Source organism: Clostridium sp. AUH-JLR23 (assembly GCF_964238065.1).
In the GTDB taxonomy this organism is placed as follows: Bacteria; Bacillota_I; Bacilli_A; order Erysipelotrichales; family Coprobacillaceae; genus Allocoprobacillus; species Allocoprobacillus merdigallinarum.
Genome location: NZ_CAXSKY010000002.1, coordinates 75,420 through 97,674, shown reverse-complemented (window position 1 = coordinate 97,674; position 22,255 = coordinate 75,420). Strand labels below are relative to the sequence as shown.

Below are 22,255 nucleotides of genomic sequence, written 5' to 3'. Positions count from 1 at the left end.
TACTTATCCTATTCAAAAGATTATACTAAAACTGAGAGAAATCAAAGGAGGTCATAACTATGTCATATAAACGTGTTCAAACATATTTTCATCAGCTTCATTTAGCAGATCGTATTATTGATTTAAAGGATTCTAGCGCAACTGTTGAATTAGCCACAAAAGCATTAGGATGTCAACCTCAACAGATTGCTAAAACTTTATCTTTTTTAATAGATGAACAACCTTTGCTAATTGTTATGGCTGGTGATGCCAAAATTGACAATAAAAAATATAAACAATACTTCCATAAAAAAGCAAAAATGATTCCTAATGAACTTGTTGAATCCTATATCGGACATAGTCCTGGTGGTGTATGCCCTTTTGCAGTCAAAGACAATGTACAAATTTATCTTGATATCTCTTTACAAAAGTTAGCATACGTCTACCCTGCAGCTGGCAATGATTATAGTGCGATTCGTTTATCTTGTCATGAACTAGAAGAATGTTGCCATCCTCAAGACTGGATAGATGTTTGTAAATAAGAAAAGTTCCCATAAAGGGAACTAATATTTAAAATAGAAGAGAACACCCTGTGGTGTATTTTCAACACCATATTCAAAATGATGCAATTCCAATATAGCTTTACAGATAGCTAACCCCAAACCAGTTCCACCTTCATTTCTGGCTTTATCAACTTTATGAAAAGAGAGCCAGATTTTTTGTATGTCTTCTTCTGGGATATGGGCCCCTGTATTTTCTACCGAGAAGCAATGTTCGTCCAAATGAATAATGACTTCTTCGCCTGCTTCTGTATAACGCAAAGCATTACTTATATAATTTGTAATAACCATTCCTATCTTAAAAGGGTCGGCTTGGATAATACTAGAATCTAAATCAGTTTTCAAATGAACTTTCTGTGCTTCAAACAGACAAGCCATTGATTCTAAAGCTTCATCAACGATATCTAATAAATCTACTTCTTCAAGATCCAATGTCATATTTTGAGATTCTAGTTTTGATAAGTCTAACATAGCTAAAACAAGTTCATTAATGCGTCTTGTTTCATTTTGAATGATTTGTATGTATTCATTACGTTTCTTTTCATCCTGTTCCAGTTCAACCATTTCACTAAAACCATTGATAATGCCTAGTGGTGTTTTAATTTCATGTGTAAAATTAGAAACGAACTCTTTTCTGACAACCTCTAGTTGTTGAACACGTTCAATTTCCTGATGCAAATCATTGATTGTTTTTTCTAATTCCTTACTCATCTTATCAACACTTCGAGCCAAATCACCAAGTTCATCATGGCGTGAGGTATCAATAGGATATTCAAACTGCTTACGAGAAATACGCCAGGCAGCTAATTCTAATTGTTTGATTGGACGGACAATCATATAAGCCACAATAAAGCACATAATAATAATCAAAACAATAGCTAAAATATATGTTGATGAATTATCATACATAAATTGTTGTAAACTTTTCATACGTAGATTTTCATATTCCTGCGTTATAAAAATATAACCTACTGTTGCTGCATCTACAGTGACTTCTTCTTGCGTTTGATTAGGTGTGATCCAATCTTCTAATCGCATCATAATGGTAGAATAATATTTACCATTATATTCATAAGGATTAATCAAATAGTATTGTGTATAATCATAAATTGATGAATTAAATTCTTTTCCTGAATCCTTAAATTGTTCAAAGTTTTTTTGAATTTGCTGTTTTAATCCATTAAAAGCATCATGATAATCAGTTAACATTGCTTTTTGTGTTAAATTAGAAGAATATGATAAACCATCTGCTGAATATGGAAACAACAGCTCCATCTTGGCACTCATATAAGAACTGGCAACACCTTCTATATGTGTTATTTCACCTTCAACCTGATGCTCAATAACTGTCTGATTGTTGACTTTTATTTCTTTAAAATCCAAATCTCTCATTTCACCATTAAATTCATTATATTGGCCTATATGAACATCAATAGATATATCTAATTGTGAATTTTGATGTTGTATAATGACCTTCTCCAATTTTTCCAAATCTTTTTGACTCAATGAAGAAAAATCAATACCAACAGAATAATTCGTATCATCTTTTTCAACTATCAAAGATAATGATGGTCCTTCAACCCCATCTCTAGACATATCTAAAATCTTTCCATCAGCATCAACCAGACATTTGACTTTCGTTAAATCCCCAGAAAGCGCATGATGATATAATCTTAAAAATTGTTGGGAAGATAAATCAACTGGATTCACTGCAATTCTTTCAATATAATTTTTGGCAAACTTATCTAAGTTACGAATCGTTATTTCAGCATCAGTTTCTAATGTGTTTTTAATATAGCGCTCAATCCCTAAACGAATTTCATTACCTAATACTGCTAAAAAAGCTAATAAAATAATACAGGCTATTTTGATAACTAAACTAAAGTTTAATTTCCTCATAGATTACCCCTTAGAATCAAACATATAGCCAATTTTGACTACCGTTTGAATATAGACTGAAGCTGCTTTTAATTTTTTTCTTAATTTTTTGACATAAGTATCAACAATACGCTGATCACCATAATAATCATAACCCCAGATACGATCTAAAAGCTGATCTCTAGATAAAATTTTACGTTTATTATCAATAAAATACATCAACATCTGATATTCTTTATGTGATAAAGATACTTTTTCTCCATCAATATAAACTTCATGCGTATCATCATTAATACGGATGATTCCTTCTTCAATAATCATCCCCTGCTCATCTTTTTTAAAGCGTTTTAATAAAGCATTACATTTTGCATATAATAATGAAGGTGTAAATGGCTTAGATATAAAATCATCAGCACCAAGATCATATCCTTTTAATTTATTATCATCATCACTTAAAGCACTAATAAATAAAATAGGAATATCATTCTTTTGACGAATCTGTTTACAAACTTCATACCCATCAATACCAGGCATCATAATATCTAATAAAACAAGATCAAAGCTATCATCTAATAGTGATAAACCTTCATATCCATCACTGGCTTCAATAACTTCTTCTCCCTGTTTTTGAAAATACTCTACAATGAACTGACGTATTAGTTTTTCATCTTCAACCAATAAGACTTTCATATAAACACCTCCTATTTTTCTTTATTATAATATAAATTTATGGAAAAAATATGAAAAATAAAAAAAATGAGGATATTTAGTCCTCATTCAATCATTTGAAGCAATATATGCTACTCATTTAACTAGGCATCCATATCGCTGTTGACATAGAGCTATAAATATTTGACATACCCTTCATCATGATAGAAGAAAGATTCTTCAAACTTTTGAAAATCAAGTTTTTTTAACAAATGTTTTGAACGCTGATTATCCTTATAAACATAACAAATCACTCTTTGAAAATGATACTGTTCTTTCATAAACACACAAAAGGCTTCCACGATTTCACTTCCATAACCTTGAGACCAATAAACACTATCTATTGTATATCCCAAAACAAAAACCTTTTCATTAGCCACATCTACAAATAAATCACCAATCATCTGATCATTTTCTTTTAAAATAATAGCTAGATGATAATTTGTTTTTGGTAGATTCAAATCTGTTAACTTTAAACATTGCTGAATACGTTTTGTTGCATCTTTTACTGAATACTTTTTCCATGATTGATAATAAGCGACTTCCTTTTTTTGACGATACTCACTCATACGCATAGCATCTGTAACTTCTAAACGTCTTAAGTATAATCTTGATGTTTCTAAAATCTTTTCCATAATGTTAACTCAAATGATAATAAATAAACAACATGCGATCTTTTCCATTAATATCCTTGATAATTTCATAAGGAATACCTGGAAAATACTGTTCAACTGCCTGTGACATGAGTTCTCTTTGATCAAACCCCATTTCAAAAGCAAGTAAAGCACGGTCTTTTAAAACATGACGAACATCTTTAAAGATCTTTCGATAAAAATACAAACCATCATTTCCACCAAATAAAGCCACATGGGGTTCATTATCTTTCACAACACTTTCAATTTCCTGATCTTGTGGAATATAAGGTGGATTGGATACAAATATATCAAACTTCTGTTGACGGTCTATCAATGGCTCTAACATATCCCCTTGATAAAAAGTCACTTGGGCATCTAATTCACTCGCATTTGCTTTAGCGACCTCTAATGCTTCCTCACTGATATCTGTTGCGACGACATTTAATTTTGGTTCTTCTAATGCCAAAGTAATCGCAATCGCTCCTGAACCCGTTCCTACATCACATAAATCAATAGATGAATAATCATCAAAATAATCATCAATTTTATAAAGAATATTTTCTACCAGTTCTTCTGTTTCATAACGTGGTATCAACACATTTTCATTGACTATAAAATCTCTAGAGAAAAAGTTTTCTTTTCCATTAATATATTGAATAGGTTCCCCATTCATATATCTTTGCATACCATCCTGAAACTGTTTTAATAATTCTTCATCAACTTCTTCATCCATCATCAGATACAATTGATGAGGCTCTTTATGCGCCAAATGATAAAACAGAACTTTCGCAACATTACAGTCTTTATCTTTTTCATCAAGCACGGCTTCACTTTGACGAATCAGTTCTCTTAAAATCATTGTTCTTCTCCTAGAAGTTTCAATCTTTGATCTTCATTCATCAAAGCTTCAATAATATCATCCAGTTTCCCTTCCATAATACGGTCTAACTGCTGAATTGTTAATCCAATACGGTGATCAGTGACACGATTTTGTGGATAGTTATATGTTCTGATCTTTTCGCTACGATCTCCAGTTCCAATCTTACTACGACGTTCACTGCCAATTGCTTCTTCCTGTTCACGTAATTTCATTTCATATAATTTTGTACGCATTGCACGCATTGCTTTATCTCTGTTGTCATGCTGACTACGTCCATCCTGAGAAGTTGTCACAACACCTGTTGGAATATGTGTAATACGTACTGCTGAATCTGTTTTATTAATATGCTGTCCTCCTGCACCTGATGCACGATATGTGTCAATTCTTAAATCAGATGGATTTAATTCAAAATCAACTTCTTCTGCTTCAGGCATCACAAGCACAGTCGCTGTAGAAGTATGCACACGTCCCTGTGTTTCTGTCTTTGGTACACGTTGTACACGATGTGAACCAGATTCAAACTTCAATTTTGAATAAACACCTTCCCCTTTAATCATAAAGGAAATCAAAGAATATCCACCAGCTTCACTCTCCTGAGCTTCCAAAACTTCAATCTTCCATCCCTGTGATTCTGCATATTTGACATACATTCTATATAAGTCACCTGCAAAGATATTCCCTTCATCTCCACCAGCGGCTCCACGAATTTCAACAATAACATTTTTATTATCATTTGGATCTTTAGGAATTAATTCTAAATGAAGTTTTTCTTCTAATTGAGGTTTCTTTTCTTCTAATTCACTTAATTCCAGTTCAGCCATTTCCTTAATTTCTGGATCACTTTCTTTAAGTAATTCTTTGGCTTCTTCAATTCCATCTAAAACCTTTTTATATTCTTGATATAACTGATAAGCATTTTCCAGACTTGCCTGTTCCTTAGAGGCTTCTGTCATCTTTTGAACATCATTTGCAATGCTTGGATCCATTAATATTTCATTTAATTCTTCATATCTTCTTGCGATTGTTTCCAATCTTTCCATCATATTATTCATACTCTAACCTCCAAACCGTTACCATTATAATATAAACATTTAAAATAAGCAAAATAATCTTGTCATAATCTTTGTTTTTTCATTGACACAGATAGATCATTTTTTTATACTCAATATAAAGTGGAGGAATAAAAAATGTTAAAAGCGGTTATTTTTGATATGGATGGATTAATGATTGATACAGAAAATGTCACTTATCAATGTTATAAAGATGTTTTAAAAACGATGAACTTAGAAATGACAAAAGCGTTTTATACAACTTTATTAGGGCGTACTATGGAAGCCACAAGACGTGCAATGTTTGATCAATATGGCGAAGATTTTCCTATTGAAGAAGTTGCGAAAAAAGTACATCAGTTAATGGATGAACAATTTGCAAGAGAAGGTGTTCCATTAAAAGATGGTCTTGTTGAATTGTTGACTTATTTAAAGGAACATCATTATAAAACAATGATTGCTACTTCAAGTCGTCGTGAAAGAGTCAATGCTTTATTAACTGATAATGGCATTCTCAATTATTTTGATGATGTGATCTGTGGTGATGAGGTCGAACATGGAAAACCTGCTCCCGATGTTTTCTTGAACGCTTGTCAAAAGTTAAATGTTCAGCCAAGTGAAGCACTTGTCTTAGAAGATAGTGAAGCAGGTATACAAGCAGCCCATAACGCTCATATATCTGTGATTTGTATTCCAGATATGAAATACCCTGATGAAGATTATGCTAACAAAACAACTTGTATTCTTGATTCACTTCATCAAGTGATTGATTATATTGACAATTTATAAACATAAAAGATTATCAGCCCCAAAAACTGATAATCTTTTTTCATTGATCATTTTTTCTATTCTTTCGATTCTTCCTTTGACGATAAGCTCGAATAGCCTTATTTCTCGTCGGTATCCCAATCCCTAAAAGCAACACAACCATGAGTATTGTAAAATCCATTGATGATTCTCCTAGAATTCTTTTTTATTCATAATAGATAGACTGACTTTTAAAGAAACCAACATAACCAAAAATCCAATCATCAAAAGAATCACCATAAACATTACTGGACCTAAAGCATCAATAGCTAAAATCAATGGAAGAACATTAATATGAAAGATTTCCACTATTTTCATCACCACAAATCCAATCACAACAAGGACACCTACACAAGCAATGAGAGCATATCTTCCTTTTTCTCCACCAAAACGCAGATGAACAGGTATCATCAATGATTCGATTACAAGAAACATCGGTAAAATCACGAAAGCTCCAATCAACATATCTGAAGTCACAGGCTTCCCCTGAACAATAAGCATCAAGCTACATATCATCACTGATACTATCCAGGCTCCTGTTCCTAAAATCAATCCATAAACATACTTTTCTAAAACATAAGTTTTTCTAGAAAAAGGAAGTGTTAATAAGAATGGATAACCATTATCAAATTCATCATAAGAAATTGTACTGACGGTAAATAATGATAAAATCAATGTTATAAAACCAATCATAAAAGTTGGATCTTGCGAACTGATTGATATCAAACATGCCACAACAATAATAATGATAAAGAAACTCTTTTGCATCAACATCAATTTAAAATCTTTAATCAATAAACCTTTCATGATTTTTCACCTCTAATCATCATTGTCATCACATCATCAATATGACTATTTTCTAATACAATATTAGGATAATTTTCTCTATAATATTGTTTTTGATGAGTCAAACAGCTATAACCATAACTTTCCTTTTTGTATTTTAAGATATACGCCTTATCCAACTGTTCAAATTGTTGATCATCTACCTTTAATAAAGCATACTCACTTAATAAGACATCCGTCTCTTCATGCATAATTACTTGACCATCATGAATCATATAGACATCATCACAGAGTGTTTCTAAATCACTGGAAATATGAGAACTGATTAAAATAGCTCTTTGATCATCTTCTGCCATATAATCTCTCATCATATCAAGCAATTCATCTCTCACAATCACATCTAGCCCCGCTGTTGGTTCATCCAAAATCAACAGTTGAGCCTGATGACTCATCGCAACGATAATTTTCAATTTTGCTTTCATCCCTGTAGAAAATTCTTTGATTTTCTTATTTTTAGGCAATTCAAACTGATCCACCATACGTAAGAAGAATGATTTATCAAATCGTTTATATAAATTCTCTAATATAGGAATAATATCTGATATTGTTAAATATCCACTAAAACCTGAATCCGATAAAACAACACCTAATAACTGTTTATCCTCTTCATTCAAAGCAGATTGACCAAATATTTCGATTGATCCACCATCACATTGAATTAATCCCAAGATAGCTTTAAATGTTGTACTCTTTCCAGCTCCATTTTGTCCTATCAAGCCAGTGACATAACCTGGTTTGACTTCTAAAGAACAGTCTAATGAAAATGAAGCATAATTCTTTTTTAAATGTTTTACCTTTAACATAATTAACCCTCCAGAATCATCTCAAATAAACTCTTTAATTCTTCATCACTGATTCCACATCTTCTACCTTTTTGAATGGCCATTTCCAAATCGGCTTCGATTTCCTTTTTTTGTTCTTCTAATAACAATTCACGATTATTCGCACTCACATATGTTCCTTTTCCATGAACTGTCACTACAAACCCTTCTTCTTCCAAGTTATCGTACGCTTTCTTGACAGTCAGGGCACTTATTTTCAACTCTTTTGAGAGAGTACGAACAGATGGTAACTGATCATTTTCTTTAAGTTTTCCTTTTCTTATCATTGTTTTGATTTGATCAACAACTTGTTCATATATAGGTGTCATTAAAGAATGATTAATAATAATTTTCATTTTCTCCCTCCTGTTCATAAACAGTATATAACAGTATGAAACTGTTGTCAACTGTTATATACTGTTATATACAAAAAAAGAACTATCTTATAGTTCTATAAATTCTTTGTATAGTTATAATGCAACATCTCATAATCATTTTGTTCATAAAAGTGATGAGCTTTTTTTCTATAAGTCGATGTTGATAATTCAATCTGTTCTAAACGCAATTCATTGGCCTTAGCTTCGATAGCCTGTAATAACTGTCCGCCAATTCTCTGACCTCGACTTTCTGGTAAAACAACCAGTTCAACAATTTCTCCTGTATCTTGATTATGATGTAAATAACGATGAATCTGAAAGCTTAAAAACCCTAATATTTTGTCTTGTCGATAAACCAGATATATCACATCATTACTATTGATTCCCTGGTGATAAGTTTGTTTAAAATGATCATAATCCAATTTTTGATTTTCTAATATACACATTAAGTCATAAATCTCATCACAATCTTCTAATCTTGCTTTTTCAATCATATAAACCCTCTTTTCTCTATATTTTATTATATCATAGGTATTGAACAGCTTTCGACAATATTATACAATCATTATGGTGATTTCATGAAAAAAATAAAATTATTTGTTTGTTTGGTCCTTTTGCTTGTTGGATGTCAACCGCAACCACAAACACAACCTCAAAAAGAAGAAACAAAAAACACAGTAAGCTGTCATTTTATTGGTGATTTATTATATGAAAAACCTTATTATGACTGGATCGAAGATGATAGCCAAGATAAAGGCTATTATGATTTGGTAAGACCTTATCTACAAAATGATGATTTATCCATTGCTAATCTGGAAACACCTATTGGTGGTAAAGAACTGAACATTTCTGGGACAGGCTATTCTTTTAATGCTTCTCGTGAAATTGGTAAACAGGTAGCATCGCTTGATTTAGAAGTCGTTTCAACTGCTAATAACCACGCTAATGATCGAGGAAATCAAGGCATTGATAATACCCTTGATTTCTTAAAAGAAAAAGATATTTTAGCTGTGGGAACTTACTATAATCAAGATGATAGAGATCAAGGAAAATATATGACTATTCATGGAATAAAGTTTGGTTTTGTATCTTATACATATGCAACAAATCAAATTGTCAGTGATGAAAATCAAGCCAAAGTTGCTTTATTTAATCGTCCTAGTGACCGAAAAATGACACAGGCATATAAAGATTTATTAACGAAAGAAGTAACTCAAACTAGAGAAAACTGTGATGTCTTGATTGCAATGATGCATTGGGGAAATGAATTTACATATGATATTTCAACTCAACAAGAAGAAGTATCTCAATTGCTTAGTGATTTAGGTGTTGATATTATTATTGGTAATCATTCTCATTGTTCACAGCCTATGGAATGGATCAATAATAATCGCACTTTATGTATGTATTCTCTAGGAAATTTTGTAAGTGCAGACCCTATTGTCGATCGTACTCACCAGGAATTTAAAAATGCATATAATGTTTCAATGATGGTTTCACTTGACATTGTAGAAGAAAATAATCAAATTTCTATTCAAAACATTGACTATATCCCTGTTATCAATTACTATGATGAACATTTACAAAACTTTAAACTTATTCCTTATGATCAATATACAACTCAATATGAAACATCACATTATCATTATCATAATGGTCTGACAAAAGAATGGATTCAACAAACTTATCAAAAACTTATACCTGAAAAGCTATCAAATCATCAACTTCAATAAATAGCTTTATAAAATGATAACCGCACTCAAAGCGCGGTTATTTTTTAATCTAAATCTTCACCATTTGTTTCAATGACTTTTTTATACCAATAGAAAGATTCTTTCTTACGACGAGAGAAATCTCCTGTTCCATCATCATATCTTTCAACAAAGATAAATCCATATCGTTTAGCCATTTCACCAGTAGAAGCAGAAACCAAATCAATGCATCCCCAAGGTGTATAACCTCTTAAATCAACACCATCTAAAACAGCTTCATGCATTTGTTGGATATGACTTCTTAAATAGTCTATACGATAATCATCACAAACTTTTCCATCTTCGTCAATCTTATCATAAGCACCTAAACCATTTTCTACGACAAAGATTGGTTTTTGATAACGATCCCAGATTTCATTTAATGAATAACGAAGTCCAATTGGATCAATTTGCCATCCCCAGTCACTTGCTTTTAAGTATGGGTTTGGAACCCCACCTAAAATATTACCTTTACCAGTTCCTTTTGATTCGTCAGCAGTTTGGCAATTTGACATATAATATGAACATGTATAGAAATCAACAGGTCCTGCCGCTAAAATATCATCATCACCAGGTTCCATATGTACAGTAATGTTGTTGTCTTTGAAATATCTCTTGATATAGTTAGGATATTTTCCACGACATTGCACATCACTACAGAACCAGTTCATTAAATGCCCTTTTTGTTGGTTCACGATTTCATCTTCAGGATGACAAGTTAAAGCATAACTTGTTGCCATAATTTGCATACATCCAACTTGATTATTTGGATCAATTTCATGTGCCATTTTCACAGCTAAAGCACTTGCTAAAAATTGGTGATGTAATCCCTGGAAACGATTGTTTGGATTATCAACCTGATCCATAAAGTCCATAGCTTTGATTTCATTTAAAATTCCCTGTGATAAGAATCCACCCATTGGTGTTGTTGCACTATTGATTTCATTGAATGTCAACCAATATTTCACTTTACCTTTATAACGTGTAAAAATAGCTTTACAGAATCTTAAATAACAATCAATCATTCTACGGTCTACCCATGAATTCCATTTCTTTGTCAGATTAAATGGAACTTCATAGTGAGAAATAGTGACCATTGGTTCAATACCATATTTTAAGCATTCATCAATTAAGCTTTCATAAAATTTTAATCCTTCTTCATTTGGCTGTTCTTCATCACCATTTGGAAAGATTCTTGTCCATGCAATTGAAAAACGATACATTTTAAATCCCATTTCAGCAAATAATGCAATATCTTCTTTATATCTATGATAATGATCAATTGCATCATGACTAGGATAAAAAGTTCCTTCTTCTAAAACTGGTGTAATTCTTTTACTTGTTGTTGCTGTACCACCTGTACAGATATCTGGACAAGAAATACCTTTTCCGCCTTCTTGCCATCCACCTTCTAATTGATTAGCAGCAGTTGCTCCACCCCAATAAAATCCACTTGGGAAACTCATATCTTTCATTCCTCCTTTTTCCATATTATAATCAATATTCCCATTTTTTCATATTCATTTTCATAACTTGAAAGTCTTTAACCTATATATCTTGACTGCCCAAAAGCTAAAATCAAAATAAAGATTGGGTAAAAGAAAAATAATCCTAAGGCAAATAATAATCCATGCCCAAAAGCATAAGATAATCTCATAAGGAGATAAATGATAAATATGATATTAATAAAAGGAATCAAGGCTATCAACATTGTCCATCCAGAACTTGTAACCATCTTACAAAAAGAATAAATATTATAAATAGGAATCAATGCATACCATCCTTTTAAACGAGCCTTTTTGAATAATTGCCACCACGCTATGATACTTATTAATGATATAATGAATCCACCTGTTAAAAATATCTTTGAAAATTCCTGCATCATAATCCTCTCCTTTTTTCTTATTATAGCATAAAGGACTATTGACAATAACAATAGTCCAATAATCTTAAATCAAAACCAGATGATTTCTTCTTATTTTCAAACACTGAAATAAATTTTATATAGGCATTGACATCAAAATAAATCTATTCCAAAGCCCCTTTAACTTTCTTTCTTGTTAAGAGTCTATTTTGTCTATTAGCTAAAGCATCTTTTCTTCCTTGAAGCAAAATCTTTCTTCCTGCTTCATTTCTTGTATAAATCAATTGATATTTTCCTATATAAGGCTGCATACACTGCGCAAAAATCATCGCATCTTCTTTACGTTTAGAAAAAATATCAGGAACGGCAAAATATCTATCCATCTTATTTCTTTGATGTTTGTTGTAAAGGATATAGCGTTGATTATCAATTTCATCAAAAAATTCATTCACACATTTTGCAAATAAAGCCTTATCATGAGCAGTTCCTCCACTTAAATAAATAGAGTATAAAACCGCTTGTGATTCTGTTTGTACACGACAATTTAACATTTCAAACAAATGCATATTTAACATAGCCTGATAAATGCCATCACCAAAAGACTGTAAACGATTCAAAGGATTCATCCATGTAAATACTTTTTTTAATCTCCATAACACGCTCACAACACCAATGAAAATACAAGAAAATAAAACATAAATCATAGACTTGCTTTGAATGTGTAAAAGCATTGCTAGTACACATATCAAAATACCTGTAAGTACAAAACTCAGTATAGTTAATAACACATGTCTAATCGCATCATACAATAAGACACTTGTCATATTTTGATCTTCTATGTCTACTTCTTCAACAACTTCAATCTTATCATATATAGCTAAAGAACGATCCCATCTTTCTTTTAACTGTTCTCTTTGAGAGGATAATTCTAACATTTTTTGATTGGTTTTTTTAATATGTGAACGATCTAATGGATACTGAATTGCAGTCAATCTTTCAATACCATTTTCAATAAAGTCTTTATCATAATGAAGGCCTAAGAAATGTTCCATCCTTCTTCTCAAGTTTTCAAAATCACTTTCAGTCTGATTAATCTCCTGTCTATGATTGATAATTCCTTTTTGAGGAGGAACACAGACAAGATGCCAGATATGACTCACTTTATCAGGATTTTTATGATAGGTACGAATGGCTCTTCCACGCATTTGATTACTTAACATAAATGAACCAACAAAACTTGCGAGAATTAAAGTATTTACGCAAGGTGAATCCCAACCTTCACCAAGCAATGACTTTGTCCCAATTAAAACTTGAATATCTTCCTGTTCAAATAAATCACTCACTGCTTCTATGATTTCATGATGATTTCCTTTCACATTCACTTTAACATAATCATCAATGGCCTTAAATGGCTGAAATGTCATTTCTATTTGTTGTGAGACAAGTTGTCTTAATTGATTTTTTAAAAAAGCAGGAATGATAATCATAGATCCACATAAGACTGCCAAATGAAATGGTTGATGATGTTGAATAGTTTCTCTTCTTAACATTTCAAAGAAAGGAAGAACCCCTAAAGCATGCACACTCATTGTATCATCACCAATAGCTTTTTCATATTCACCTTTGATATAATCCGTTAAAATTAATAATTTTAACTCTCTATTCATATGTTTGTATTCATGGCATACAATATCTCGAATACTTTCACATTTTCCAACCGAAGAAATCAGCATCTTTTCAAAAGCAATATCAACTTGCATAATGACTTTCTTTTTCTCAATCAATCCATGTGATTTGACATATTTGTAAAGCTCTTCAAAATCTTCCTCATTGATAATATAAGAATCCCTGTCATCAAAGAAAAATCCCTGCAATAAAATTTCCATCCATTTTATAGACATCTTCTCCAACTTCTTTGTTCCCAATATTTTTAAATATTCTCTTGGATAAGAGAGTTGTTGACTTTCCAAGTAAATCAATAGAGAAGATAAATACGCTGGATTTTCTAATGCTTTATCTAAATCTTGAATAGATCTCACATATGGATGTGATAAAATAGCCTGTTGGAATTTTTGATGATGCATGAAAAATGAAAAAACATTTTGTACATCATCTTGAAATTCTTTCATCTTGGCTTCTTCTTTAGCTGTTGGATAATTAAAATAAACATAATCCTGATGTGGACACAGACTCCCTTCTTTGACTAATTCAGGTACTGTAATTTCTATGTCAATGTCTCCACACATATCTAAATATCTTGTCCACATGGCTATGGAAGAATCATATGGTGGTGTTGCAGTTAAGGAAATTGTAAAAACAGTAGTGATTTGCTTTTTAAAATCCTCCAACGCTTTCCACCATTCAGTTCTTAAATGATGACATTCATCTAAACATAATGTTTCTATTCCTGCTTCTTTTATAGCTTCAATTAAAGAAAAATCCTGATAATCTACATTTTCTTCATCTTCTTGATCTTTAACCTTTCGCATGGCACTATGAATAGATTGATACGTTGAAACATTAATCAATCGAAGATGTTTTAAATCCTGTGATATATATTCCTCACTTTTCAATCCTGCTTTTAAAAAAGCTTCTTTGATTCTTGTCACCCATTGTTGTCGAATAGTAATTGTTGGTACAAGAATTAATGCTGGTTTATTAACGCGTCTGATAATTTCAATACCTAAAGTCGTTTTTCCTGAACCAGGCGCAGCGACAATATGAATTTTATGATCTTTTTTATAAATATCTAATTGATTCAATACTCTTTGTTGATAATCTCTCCAAACACCTTGAAACTCTAATATATCTTGACAGTTCACCATCATCACCTCTTTTTCATTATATAATAAAAGACCGTTAATGACATCATTAACAGCCTTATTCCTTTATTTTCTAATCGCTTGAACAGCAATACAACCTGGTCCGCCTTGAGCTATAAAAACAGGAGAAAGATCATACATTTCAATGACTGTATTTTCAAAAACAGTCTGTAACTGTTTGACAACATCTTGAGCCTGTTTCAAAACCCCTGCATGTGTCACATAAATTTTAAAGTCTTCATTCACACCTAATTCTTGGAAAGCTTTCATAATTTCTTTAACAGCACTTTTAAAAGTCTTTTTCATAGCATATTTTTCTAATCTTTTAGCATCTTTTGTAGTTGTCATAATAGGTGTAATCTTCAACATACCACCAAGTGTTGCTGCAAGTGGTGTTAAGCGTCCTCCACGTTTTAAAAAGCCAAAGTCTTGAGGAATTAAAAATGATTTTTCACATGCAATGCTTTTATGTAATTCTTTCATAATATGATGAATATCCAATCCCTGTTCTCTTAAAGCAACAGCTTTTTCTACTAAGTACCTTTGTGGTCCACATAAAGTCATAGAGTTAATAACATGAATATTTTCACTATGCTCTACACTTTCTTTTGCACTCACTGTACTTTGATATGTTCCTGATAATCCATCAGCCATATTAATAACCAAAATGTCTTCCTCTGGATATTTTTCAAATAATTCCATTGTTTCACCAATAGAAGGCTGTGATGAACTAGGTACATGTCCTTCTTTGACAATATCTAAAAATTCCTGACTTGTCACATCAACATATTCTTTATAACTCTTTTTATCAGCTATAACATTTAAAGGAAGAACATCAACCCCTATTTTTTCTCCTTCCTTTGGTGATAGTAAAGCTCCCGTATCCGTAATAATCTTCATATCCAATCTCCTCGTATCCATAATCTCTTAATTATAAATTAACAAATATATATGGGAATGTCAATATAAATGTAGTTTTTAAAACCATATTTGATAGAGAAAAAATCAATTTATTTTTTTATTTCATTATTGCATAAATTATTTTAATTATTTATGTATAGGTGTATTATATTAGTAGAAAGAGAACTTTTTCATAAAAATTCTTGACCTTGTAGTTACTCTATAGTGTTTAATAAGGATGAAAGAAGGGAAAACATATGCTTACATTCATTAAAAAAATTGTTATTCATCAAAAGAAAGACTATTTACTTTTATTAAGTATCTTAACATTGATAGCTTCTTTTGAATTTTGTTTTATTGCCATGTATGATCATCTTTCGCGTTTAGATTTAAAAATTGACTGGATGACATTCAGGGCAATTGCCTTTATTCCATTTTTAACCTTAATGATAGCAGTTGTATTGAGTGTTTTTGTTGCGAAATATTTTATTCAAAATAAAAAACATGAATTTTCAATGTTATTACTTTTTGGAAGAAAACCCAAAGATTTATTTCTTTATCTGATAATTCAATATGGTATCATGTCTTTGATTGCTTTTTTTCTAGGATTCATTTTAGGTATCTTGATTATGAAAGGTATCAATATTTATCTGATCCATATTCATATGAATTATATTTTCCAATATCATTTCTTAAATACATTTTTCTTGTATACTTTCTTTTTAATCTTTACTGTGATCTTTATTTTAGCAATAAGTGCTCAACAGTTTACGGAGATTGATACTCATATTATAGAAACAATAAATCATAAGAATATGCAAAAAGTGACACCTTATATGATTTCTATGAGTCGTCATGATCAAAAACGTAAGGTTCCAACCGGTCAGATCATTTCATCCCTATTCACTCTCTATATCTTTTTCTACTCATTATATGCATTAGCGACTGATTCGTTATTTGAAAATAAATTCATTTATTTTGCATTATTTCTAATATCTATCGCTTCTATCGCTTCTATTATTAATACTTTCATTCCACTTTTATTCGATTTATTTCACTCAACACTTCTTCATCACCCACTCTTATTCAACAGCATATCAAGTTTTATTGATTTAACCAATCAGCTTGTTTCTATTGCTAATATTCATTCCATTGTCTTACCTACAATGTTTATTCTTGTATTAATGAGTGGTGACATGAGTTATATAACCCTCTTCATTATCCCGTGTTTTATTATGATGCTAATCATGTTGTTACTATGTTTTATTATCAAATATTCACTATATATCAAATCCATAATGCATATTTACGCAACACATTATGCTTTAGGTTATAGTCCAAGTAAACTTTTTCAAATTTCTATATTTAAAAATCTTTTATTTCTTATATTAGTTATCTTTATACCATTTGTTTACATCTATTCTTTAGGGGATTATATTATCACTCATCAATTTCTCACAAGCCAAGTGATGTATAGTTTAGAATGTTTATATTTGGTTTTATATACTTTGCTTATGATTTATATTATCTTGAAAGAAAGACACTGTATAAAGGAGGTCATCAACAATGTCAAATATCTTAATAGAGGCGAATAATATATCAAAAATATATGATCAGGATATATTCTTCAAACGAGGAAAAAATATCTATGCTTTAAATAATGTCAATTTCCAACTTCAAAAAGGTGACTTTATCTGTATTATGGGACCTTCTGGTTCTGGGAAGAGTACATTATTAAATTGTTTATCAACATTAGATCAACCTAGTCGTGGTGATATACAAATCTTTAATCAGTATATTTCTCAAATGCATAAAAATGACTTATGTGAATTTAGATATCAAAAATTAGGTTTTGTTTTTCAAAATCATAACTTAATTCCTTATCTATCTATTTATGATAATATTGCTGCTCCTATTATTCTAGGTAATCAAAAAAGTCAAGATATTGAAAACAGAATCAAAACTCTTGCGAAAGATTTAGAAATCGAAGGTATTCTTGATAAATTTCCACATGAATGTTCAAGTGGTGAATGCCAGAGAACCGCTATTGCACGTGCTTTAGTCAATGAACCAGAAATTCTATTTTGTGATGAACCTACAGGTAATTTGGATTCTAAGAATTCTCATAAGCTTTTAACAATTCTATCGCATCTCAATCAACGTGATACAACAATTGTTTTAGTGACACACGATCCTATGATTGCCAGTTATGGAAAAACAATGATGTATTTATATGATGGTGGTATTAAAGCTGTTGTCCAAAGAAATCAGGCAACGCAAAGGGAGTTTTTAGACCAAATTAACCAAGTCGTTCATCAAGATACATTGCTTTATGAATTTGATCAGACAAGTCCTTTACAATCTACCAATCCTGCTCCTACAACTGAAAAAATCAAAGTTGATAATCAAGATAAAGCATTTATATCCAGACAAACTGTTTATATGGTATTGGATGGATTCAAAAGTGATGAAAACATCTTAAAAAATAGTACACCACTTTATATTCATGGTACCCATATATCCTATCAGAATGTTCATCATGATGATATTGAATTTGATTTCAAGGATATTCAAGAAATCAGAATGGATTTAACTGCACAGTTTGTTATTTTTGGTATATATAGTGAATATGTCTTTCATATTCTATTAGATTGTGTCAGCCCTCAAGGAACATATAAACTTAAAGTAAAAAATAAAGATGATTTCATTCATATTATTGATTACTTCCATCAAAATCATGTTAAAGTTATTGATCCTCGACACATTGAAGATGCTTATCATCAATATCCTGATGATTATTCTCGTCAAAAATATTATAAAAGAACTCACAAAGATCTATTGAAAAAGAAATAAAAACCTGCTCATATGAACAGGTTTTTATGTTCTTCAATCATTCAAATGAATTCTCAGATTCTATTTTCATCTTGAGTATCTGTATATTTTAAGTCATCATATCATTATCAACTGATTAATAACCATTCTGACATAATGTCATTGAAGTCAGTCATCTTATCATCATGATTCTTTCATCTCTTACAATCTTTTTTTTGAATAATCTAACCCTAGATAAATGTTGGTAACTATATTTAAAATATATTGATTATATGGTCTTAAATGAAAATTCATTTGTAAAGTCACTATATCTTAGCTCACACATGGAGTTCATGATCTTCTTGTATATTCCCTTGAAAGTCGTTTTGTTATAGTAATTTTTATTCTGATCTTTCATCTTATATAGTCCAATGTAGTTCTTCAAATACTTGTCTGATATCCCTCTATATCCATGCAAAAACAATTCAATAGACGAATGCAATCTATTGACCTTATCCAATGTATATCCGTCCTTTTCTTTCTTGCCTGATGGAATCTTAATCCATTTAACCCCTAACTTTTTCATCAGTCCATGATATGAGCGAAGGCTGTCACTGACAACTGTACATTGTGAAGAGATTTTGTCTTTATATATTTCATAGAGATTCTTGGTATGTATTCTTCCTCTTTCTGATACCTGTATCACTTTATTGTTGTGTTCATCTATGGCACAGACAATGTTTCTCTTCTGATCGCTGATTCCTCTTTTCTTCTTTGATTCTTTATCTTCAACTGTTATTCCAGGATGTTTGACATCTGAAAGTTTTTCATCAAGGTAAACAACTCCATCTAGTATGCGATCTTTAGCTGTGAGAGAAGCACATACACTCAGTATCTTATGTCTCCACACAAGAGATGTATGTTCGCATATACCTGCAATATGAGCAGACTGTACAATGGTATCACCACGAAAGAGTGATTCCATATACAGATACCATTGATAGGCTTTCTTCTTTGAATATGAAAACAAAGTTCCTGTCATGGGCGAGAAAGTCTTATGACAATGTTTGCATAAATATCTTTGATTTCCATTTTTATCCTTGCCATATCTAATGATGTGCTCATGCCCGCAGTGAGGGCAAAAGGAACTATCAAATTCATCTGACAGTTCCTTATGTACTTCACCATCATAGATATGATTGATGATATGGTTATTGAGCTTTTCTCTAATGATTTCAATTTCATCATCAGTTGCATTATTGATAATGGAATCAATAATATCATTAAACATTTTATCAGTCATAATATCTTCACCTCGATATAAGTATAGCACTGATGAAAATATCATGTTTTATTTTAAAGGGCTTTAACACCGTTTTTATGGAGTTAAAATCAATTACCAACATTTAACTGAAGTTAAATTTTTTTGAATAAAAAATAAATATATTATTGGAATATAAATGATTATTCCAATAGGTAATATTTTTAAAAAGTGAGATTGTAAAAATGTGATAGAAGATAACATAAATGTTAATTGAGCCATATCAGCAGTAAATTCATAAAATGAGAATTTAGTAATTAATATAATGATAAAATATATAATATAGTAAAATAAGACTATTTTATCTAATGATGTAATATACGATAAGTGTATACTCATTCTATAATAAACAAAGAATATAGCAAGTAATAGCAAACTACTCCCTATCAGAACATTTGAAAATTCATTAAATTGAATAATCGTGCTAGTTTGATCGAACGCACCTATTGGAGCTATATATGTTAATAAATCGTTTTCTTTTAAATATATGGACACTGATATAACAACAATAAAGAAACAAATCTTTATAAAAAAATATATTTTTTCATTTTTACCTCCACTTGTCTTTATATTGTCATTTCATGTTCAGTATATTAAGTCTTATGATTCTTCAATAACTCCCATTAATTCTAAGATTCTATTTAAATCTTTAGTATCTGTATATTTCAAAGTAATCGTATGATCATCAACTTTAATTTTTGTACGGTATTTTTTACGTAATAATCCTTCTACATAAACATATTCTTGAGGTTTCACTTCTTTAGGTTTAGACTTTCTTGCTTCTTGAAGCTTGATTCCTTTGACAATATCTTCAACTTCTCTTACAGATAATTGTTGTTCAATAGCTTTTTTTGCAACTTCTAAAGCTTTCTTTTCATCAATAGTAATTAAAGGTTTGATATGTCCCATTGTGAGTGTGCCTTCTAAAACATAGTCCTGTAATTTTTGAGGCATCTTTAAAAGTCTAACAGTATTCGCTACATGAGCTCTAGACTTACCAATACGCTTTGCTAATTCTTCTTGCGTTAATTTGAGCTTTTTCATCATATTCTGATAAGCTTGAGCTTCTTCAATTGCATTTAAATCTTCACGTTGAATATTTTCCAGCAATGCAATTTCCATCATTTGCTGATCTGTAAATTCTACGATAATAGCTGGAACTTCTGTTAAACCAACAATTGAAGCTGCACGATAACGTCTTTCTCCAGCGACAATTTCATAACCTTGAATCGCTTCTTTTAAGATAATTGGCTGAAAAATCCCATGTTCTTTGATAGATTGTGCTAATTCATTCAATTTTTCTTCATCAAAATGTTTTCTAGGTTGATAAGGATTAGGACGAATCTGATCAATGGGAATCTGAACTTGTGCAAATTGAGATGGTTTTTTCTCAATTGCATCAATCATTGTTTGAATATCTTCACCTTGAAATAATTCATTTAAACCTTTACCTAAACCACTTTTTTTCTTTTTACTTGCGGCCATTTCGTTTCACCACTTCCTTAGCCAATTTGGCATATGCTTTTGCGCCCTCAGAATGAGCATCATAATCAAAAATATTTAATCCTTCAGATGGTGCTTCAGACAATTTAATATTTCTAGGAATCACAACATCATATACTTTTTCTCTAAAGTATTTTCTAACTTCCTGTGAAACTTCCACTCCTAAATTGGTACGTGCATCCAACATTGTAAGTAAAACACCTTCTATAGTTAAGTTTTCATTAAAAACCTTTTGTGTTAATAAAATTGTATTCAACAACTGTGTAAGTCCTTCTAAGGCATAATATTCACACTGTACAGGAATCAATACAGAATCCGAAGCGGTTAAAGCATTTGTATTCAATAAACCAAGTGCCGGCGGACAATCAATAATCACATAATCGTATTTATTTCTATATTCACCTAATGCCTTTTTCAGTCTTTGTTCTCTTCCAGATTTGACTTGTGAAAGTTCAATTTCAACACCAGCCAAATCAATATTTGCTGGAACAATGTCAAGGTTATCTACACCAGAAGGAATACTAATATCTTGAATAGGCATTTGCTGTGCGATAGCATCATAAATTGTGTATTCCAAAGATGCACGATCAACACCTAATCCCTGTGTCGCATTTGCCTGAGGATCAATATCAATTAATAAAACTTTTTTACCCATATATGCAAGAGCTGCACTTAAATTAACACTTGTTGTTGTTTTACCAACACCACCCTTTTGATTTGTAACAGCTATAACCTTTGACATT

The 22,255-nt window shown here is 31.0% G+C and carries 21 protein-coding genes; 5 read left to right on the top strand and 16 right to left on the bottom strand.

Annotation, left to right across the window (positions count from 1 at the left end):
- The first annotated feature begins 59 nt into the window (after positions 1-59).
- Positions 60-521 carry a YbaK/EbsC family protein gene (locus ACESR5_RS01680; RefSeq protein ID WP_373153910.1) on the top strand — a complete coding sequence of 154 codons (462 nt, stop codon included), beginning with the start codon at positions 60-62 and terminating at the stop codon, positions 519-521.
- A 21-nt stretch (positions 522-542) separates the two neighbouring features.
- Here the strand turns inward: ACESR5_RS01680 and ACESR5_RS01675 are convergent, their stop codons facing one another.
- From ACESR5_RS01675 to prfA, 5 genes are all read right to left on the bottom strand, one after another.
- Entirely contained in the window at positions 543-2,438 is a 1,896-nt protein-coding gene (locus ACESR5_RS01675; RefSeq protein ID WP_087243913.1) for a cell wall metabolism sensor histidine kinase WalK, read from the bottom strand.
- A 3-nt stretch (positions 2,439-2,441) separates the two neighbouring features.
- On the bottom strand, positions 2,442-3,107 hold the full coding sequence (locus ACESR5_RS01670) for a response regulator transcription factor (RefSeq protein WP_087243914.1): 666 nt from the start codon (positions 3,105-3,107) through the stop codon (positions 2,442-2,444).
- Positions 3,108-3,259: 152 nt separating this feature from the next.
- Positions 3,260-3,760 carry a GNAT family N-acetyltransferase gene (locus ACESR5_RS01665; protein ID WP_373153909.1) on the bottom strand — a complete coding sequence of 167 codons (501 nt, stop codon included), beginning with the start codon at positions 3,758-3,760 and terminating at the stop codon, positions 3,260-3,262.
- Between the two features lie 4 nt (positions 3,761-3,764).
- The gene (gene prmC / locus ACESR5_RS01660; protein ID WP_373153907.1) at positions 3,765-4,619 is read right to left on the bottom strand and encodes a peptide chain release factor N(5)-glutamine methyltransferase; all 855 of its coding nucleotides are present in this window, start codon (positions 4,617-4,619) and stop codon (positions 3,765-3,767) included.
- Positions 4,616-5,683 (bottom strand): peptide chain release factor 1, encoded by a 1,068-nt coding sequence (gene prfA, locus ACESR5_RS01655; RefSeq protein ID WP_373153965.1) that lies wholly within the window; start codon positions 5,681-5,683, stop codon positions 4,616-4,618. The genes prmC and prfA overlap by 4 nt, the downstream gene beginning before the upstream one ends.
- A 144-nt stretch (positions 5,684-5,827) precedes the next feature.
- Here prfA and ACESR5_RS01650 point away from each other — a divergent pair, with 144 nt between their 5' ends.
- Positions 5,828-6,478, top strand: a complete 651-nt coding sequence (locus tag ACESR5_RS01650; RefSeq protein WP_087305068.1) for an HAD family phosphatase — start codon at positions 5,828-5,830, stop codon at positions 6,476-6,478.
- Positions 6,479-6,649: 171 nt separating this feature from the next.
- On the opposite strand, the gene ACESR5_RS01645 is transcribed toward ACESR5_RS01650, so the two are convergent.
- From ACESR5_RS01645 to ACESR5_RS01630, 4 genes are all read right to left on the bottom strand, one after another.
- A complete protein-coding gene (locus ACESR5_RS01645) occupies positions 6,650-7,303 on the bottom strand; it encodes an ABC-2 transporter permease (RefSeq protein ID WP_373153905.1) in 654 nt (217 codons plus the stop codon).
- The gene (locus ACESR5_RS01640) at positions 7,300-8,145 is read right to left on the bottom strand and encodes an ABC transporter ATP-binding protein (RefSeq protein WP_373153903.1); all 846 of its coding nucleotides are present in this window, start codon (positions 8,143-8,145) and stop codon (positions 7,300-7,302) included. Before ACESR5_RS01640 ends, ACESR5_RS01645 begins: the two co-directional genes overlap by 4 nt.
- A 2-nt stretch (positions 8,146-8,147) precedes the next feature.
- The gene (locus tag ACESR5_RS01635; protein WP_087358280.1) at positions 8,148-8,519 is read right to left on the bottom strand and encodes a GntR family transcriptional regulator; all 372 of its coding nucleotides are present in this window, start codon (positions 8,517-8,519) and stop codon (positions 8,148-8,150) included.
- 95 nt (positions 8,520-8,614) lie between these two features.
- Positions 8,615-9,034 carry a GNAT family N-acetyltransferase gene (locus ACESR5_RS01630; RefSeq protein ID WP_373153901.1) on the bottom strand — a complete coding sequence of 140 codons (420 nt, stop codon included), beginning with the start codon at positions 9,032-9,034 and terminating at the stop codon, positions 8,615-8,617.
- Positions 9,035-9,118: 84 nt separating this feature from the next.
- Here ACESR5_RS01630 and ACESR5_RS01625 point away from each other — a divergent pair, with 84 nt between their 5' ends.
- The gene (locus tag ACESR5_RS01625; RefSeq protein WP_087243923.1) at positions 9,119-10,273 is read left to right on the top strand and encodes a CapA family protein; all 1,155 of its coding nucleotides are present in this window, start codon (positions 9,119-9,121) and stop codon (positions 10,271-10,273) included.
- Positions 10,274-10,317: 44 nt separating this feature from the next.
- Here the strand turns inward: ACESR5_RS01625 and ACESR5_RS01620 are convergent, their stop codons facing one another.
- The 4 genes from ACESR5_RS01620 to ACESR5_RS01605 form a co-directional block, all read right to left on the bottom strand.
- Positions 10,318-11,766 carry a glycoside hydrolase family 1 protein gene (locus ACESR5_RS01620; protein WP_206399237.1) on the bottom strand — a complete coding sequence of 483 codons (1,449 nt, stop codon included), beginning with the start codon at positions 11,764-11,766 and terminating at the stop codon, positions 10,318-10,320.
- A gap of 68 nt (positions 11,767-11,834) precedes the next feature.
- Positions 11,835-12,176, bottom strand: a complete 342-nt coding sequence (locus ACESR5_RS01615; RefSeq protein ID WP_373153898.1) for a DUF5684 domain-containing protein — start codon at positions 12,174-12,176, stop codon at positions 11,835-11,837.
- Between the two features lie 143 nt (positions 12,177-12,319).
- Positions 12,320-14,980: a DEAD/DEAH box helicase family protein gene (locus tag ACESR5_RS01610; RefSeq protein WP_373153896.1), complete on the bottom strand. Its 2,661-nt coding sequence runs from the start codon at positions 14,978-14,980 to the stop codon at positions 12,320-12,322.
- A gap of 63 nt (positions 14,981-15,043) precedes the next feature.
- Positions 15,044-15,877 carry a DegV family protein gene (locus ACESR5_RS01605; protein WP_087243927.1) on the bottom strand — a complete coding sequence of 278 codons (834 nt, stop codon included), beginning with the start codon at positions 15,875-15,877 and terminating at the stop codon, positions 15,044-15,046.
- A gap of 257 nt (positions 15,878-16,134) precedes the next feature.
- Between ACESR5_RS01605 and ACESR5_RS01600 the strand changes: the two genes are divergently transcribed.
- On the top strand, positions 16,135-17,472 hold the full coding sequence (locus tag ACESR5_RS01600; RefSeq protein ID WP_373153894.1) for an FtsX-like permease family protein: 1,338 nt from the start codon (positions 16,135-16,137) through the stop codon (positions 17,470-17,472).
- Entirely contained in the window at positions 17,444-18,730 is a 1,287-nt protein-coding gene (locus ACESR5_RS01595) for an ABC transporter ATP-binding protein (protein WP_373153893.1), read from the top strand. Before ACESR5_RS01600 ends, ACESR5_RS01595 begins: the two co-directional genes overlap by 29 nt.
- Positions 18,731-18,977: 247 nt before the next feature.
- On the opposite strand, the gene ACESR5_RS01590 is transcribed toward ACESR5_RS01595, so the two are convergent.
- From ACESR5_RS01590 to ACESR5_RS01580, 3 genes are all read right to left on the bottom strand, one after another.
- A complete protein-coding gene (locus tag ACESR5_RS01590; protein ID WP_373153892.1) occupies positions 18,978-19,991 on the bottom strand; it encodes an IS1595 family transposase in 1,014 nt (337 codons plus the stop codon).
- A gap of 618 nt (positions 19,992-20,609) precedes the next feature.
- The gene (locus tag ACESR5_RS01585; protein ID WP_087246033.1) at positions 20,610-21,494 is read right to left on the bottom strand and encodes a ParB/RepB/Spo0J family partition protein; all 885 of its coding nucleotides are present in this window, start codon (positions 21,492-21,494) and stop codon (positions 20,610-20,612) included.
- Positions 21,481-22,254: a ParA family protein gene (locus tag ACESR5_RS01580; protein WP_087297768.1), complete on the bottom strand. Its 774-nt coding sequence runs from the start codon at positions 22,252-22,254 to the stop codon at positions 21,481-21,483. Before ACESR5_RS01580 ends, ACESR5_RS01585 begins: the two co-directional genes overlap by 14 nt.
- Position 22,255 lies beyond the last annotated feature (1 nt).